The following is a 3,137-nucleotide window of genomic DNA, read 5'->3' on the forward strand; positions in this document are numbered from 1 at the left end:
TTTGGATATTCAGCACCAAGGTCTCCCTGCTTATATTTTGTTAATACTGGTTGTGGCATTAGCCCTCCTTAATTTTAGTTTTTAAATAACCTAATAATTCTGGGTTATCTACAAATACTGTTGTTAAACCATTAGCTAAACTATTAACTATTGTTTCTTCAACTTTATCATCTAATTCCATATTCCATTGATATATTATGCCATGCATAATTTCATGTAATATTGTATTAGCATGAGAAACTCCTTTTTCTTCTTGGTTGTATCCTAAGACACCTGCTGTAATAAAAAGTTGACCACTTGCTTCGTTAGCTGTTGCAACAGTTTGTTTCCATGCTTCCAATTTGTAATTTCTGTAACCAATTTTAATTGATTCTGGTAATTCTGAGTTACATTCACAAAGTATCTCTTTCTTATGCATGTTTTTAATATCCAAATATACTGTCAGCGGGTTTAAACTTAGGGTCTTTTTCTGAATTTAAAAATCCATTATTTGAATTAGGATTTAAAGGTCTACTCATAACACCATATCTAAGTGCATCATAAGCATGGTCTTCAGAATATGTATCTACATCTTCCGGATTATGTTTATCTACTGGCAGTAAGGGAAGTGTTCGTATTAAGTTTTTACAATTATTAAAAATTTTTAATTGGGGAGATTCTGTAACTCCATCAATTTTAAATCTTTTATGCAATTCCATTTTTCCATTAACTCTGCTTTTAGGCGACCTATCTGCAGGTCTCCATTTACATCCTTCAACAATCATTGTCTCAGCTATACTTGGCCCAACATCTCCTCGCCTAGCCCATGTAGAAGAATCGAGTATACCATATTTTATATACTCACCATGTTCTAATTCCATAACCATTCTAGCGAATCTATCTGCTGTTACTCTGGTCGTATATAGTTCTCGATAAACCCATAAATTATTATCCCAATCAACAGCAAACCATAAACAACAGGCAGGACTAGAGTAGCCCCAATCACAAGAACGAAACTTAGACCAACTCTTAGGTATGTCAAAAGCGTCAGTAGTATGTGTAGCTTTACTAAATTCTGGAAATGATGAATTCTCAAAAGCATCCCAATCTCCTTGTAAAAATTGTTTTTTTTGTATTTCTGGTAATGATGATAACATTGCATAGTAATCATCTGTCTGCATTAAGTATGGATTGTCTTCCAATTTTGCCGGTATAAACCGCCTTGATATTTGTTTTACACCCATTGGTGTTTCAATATTAATATAAAAAGGTTCATTAGGTGTGTTTGGATTAACAAACATTTCTTTTACCCATTGAGAGCCAATATTACCCGGATTACCTGTTGCTCGTAAGTATACAGGTATAGTTGGGTCTACACTTCTTAAAGAAGAACGTAGAAAATTAAATATATCTGGAGTAGGATACTGTGGTAATTCATCTATTCCAATCCAAGTATATGATTGTCCTTGATAACGAAGAGCATCTGTCATGTTATCTGCATAACCAAACTCAATTCTAGCACCAGAAGGAAATCGCCATTCTTTTTCTTGCTCTCTCCATTTAGCACCAGGATATGCCTTAGAATACAGCCTCTGAGAGTGTGTAATCATGTCACGAAGCTCTGGCATCGTTTTTCGTATTAAGAGTGCTCTATGAGCCGCTTTAGTACAATAACGAAGTGGGTCTACTAGCATGGCATAAGATTTACCTCCACCACGAGCACCCCCATAGAATACTTCTCTTTCTGATGAAGCCAAGAATTGCATTTGTGGGCCTTCATTAGGCTCAAATATAACATCTTGTTTGTTTACTAAATCACGAACATTATCCGGTACAGATTCTAAAATCTGTTTATCTATAACTGTTGTTTCTTTTCCATCTAAAGCTTTATCTATCTGCTTTAAACTTTCTTTTTTTGTTTGTGCAACACGAGTTGCATTTTGTAATTTACTTTTTAATTTACTTAATTTATCTTGTTGTTTTTTAACAGATAGCCTTGCTGATTCTCTAGCTTTTGCTAAAGATGCAACAGGTTTTTTTTCTCTCTGTTTTCCTTGTGCAGATTTTAATTTTGGAGGAGGTATATCATTCACATTAATACCTATTGATTGCTTTCAATAAACCTACATGACTAATATATCTTCCTGTTTTTTTAGTTACCCAAGTAGCAACTTCTCTATAAGATGAATTATCTAAATAAACTTTTGCTTGTTCTAGAGCTTCCAACTCTTCTTGAATTGGCTCTAATACTTTATCATCCGTTTCCGATTTTTTATACCCAAATGGTATAACTCGAGACTTACGCCTCCGGCTCGGAAATTGATTCTGTTGCTCCATTAATGATGTCATCTTTTGCGGGTAGTATAAATATTCCGTGTGCTATTTTTGCGTTAACGTCTAATTGTTCTCTTTTACCTAAACCTACTCTATCAAGTATTTGTTTAGCCGCTTCAATACGAATGTTTGCCTGTGGTAGGCTTCCATCTGCATCTAATCCACTAACTAAACCCATAACAGCTTTAGGTGAATGTGCGGCAAGAACTGTTTCAGCTCTTTGCATAATTTCTGACTTGAGAGATTTAATTGCGTAGGTATATGAACCTTCTGCGTACTCTGCTATTTCACCTGCATGTTTTGGATTGCCATTAGCTTCTCCAAATAATGCGTCAAGAAATTTTTCTTGTTGCTGTGTTAGTTCTTTTTCTTTTTTTGTTTCTGGTAGTAAGTTCATCTTTATCTAAATTCATCCAATCTAATCGTGGGCCAAAATACCAGGCTTTTGATTTATTACCAAGCCAGTCATTAGACCAGTACCATTGACCAACGTGTTTAACCATTAAACACAGTCATAGGAGCTTTTTCATTACAGAAAGCTGCTACTAAGCCATAAGGGTCGTCTAAAGGATAACCTAAATGATTTAATTCTATTTTAATATTTGGCTTCTTTAAAGCCACTGGCTTTTTTGTTTCTTCTTTACTCGTTTTTCTTTTTTCCATTCTGGAGACTCCGGTATAATTTTTAACTCTTCTTTAATTTCTCTTTCTTGATATCCTGCTTCTGCTGTTGATAAAAGTTGCTCTCTCATTTTATCTTCTTTACCACCTCTATCCGATAGTGTTGCAATGTTAGGTGCGGTAATACTTAATTCTACAAAAGG

At 34.6% G+C, this 3,137-nt stretch carries 6 protein-coding genes; all 6 read right to left on the reverse strand.

Going from position 1 to position 3,137, the window contains the following annotated elements; translation table 11 throughout:
- Nucleotides 1-58 precede the first annotated feature (58 nt).
- Entirely contained in the window at nucleotides 59-418 is a 360-nt protein-coding gene (locus B2U95_RS15720) for a hypothetical protein (RefSeq protein WP_296317839.1), read from the reverse strand.
- 4 nt (nucleotides 419-422) lie between these two features.
- Nucleotides 423-2,072: a terminase large subunit domain-containing protein gene (locus tag B2U95_RS15725; protein ID WP_296317841.1), complete on the reverse strand. Its 1,650-nt coding sequence runs from the start codon at nucleotides 2,070-2,072 to the stop codon at nucleotides 423-425.
- A gap of 1 nt (nucleotide 2,073) precedes the next feature.
- Nucleotides 2,074-2,316, reverse strand: a complete 243-nt coding sequence (locus B2U95_RS15730; RefSeq protein WP_296317843.1) for a hypothetical protein — start codon at nucleotides 2,314-2,316, stop codon at nucleotides 2,074-2,076.
- A complete protein-coding gene (locus tag B2U95_RS15735) occupies nucleotides 2,279-2,710 on the reverse strand; it encodes a hypothetical protein (RefSeq protein WP_296317845.1) in 432 nt (143 codons plus the stop codon). The genes B2U95_RS15730 and B2U95_RS15735 overlap by 38 nt, the downstream gene beginning before the upstream one ends.
- 98 nt (nucleotides 2,711-2,808) lie before the next feature.
- A complete protein-coding gene (locus B2U95_RS15740) occupies nucleotides 2,809-2,934 on the reverse strand; it encodes a hypothetical protein (protein ID WP_296317847.1) in 126 nt (41 codons plus the stop codon).
- Nucleotides 2,925-3,137: hypothetical protein (locus B2U95_RS15745; protein ID WP_296317848.1), on the reverse strand; the 213-nt coding region annotated here is incomplete at its 5' end. The genes B2U95_RS15740 and B2U95_RS15745, both read right to left, overlap by 10 nt.

This window comes from Winogradskyella sp. UBA3174 (assembly GCF_002364335.1).
Taxonomy (GTDB): Bacteria; Bacteroidota; Bacteroidia; order Flavobacteriales; family Flavobacteriaceae; genus Winogradskyella.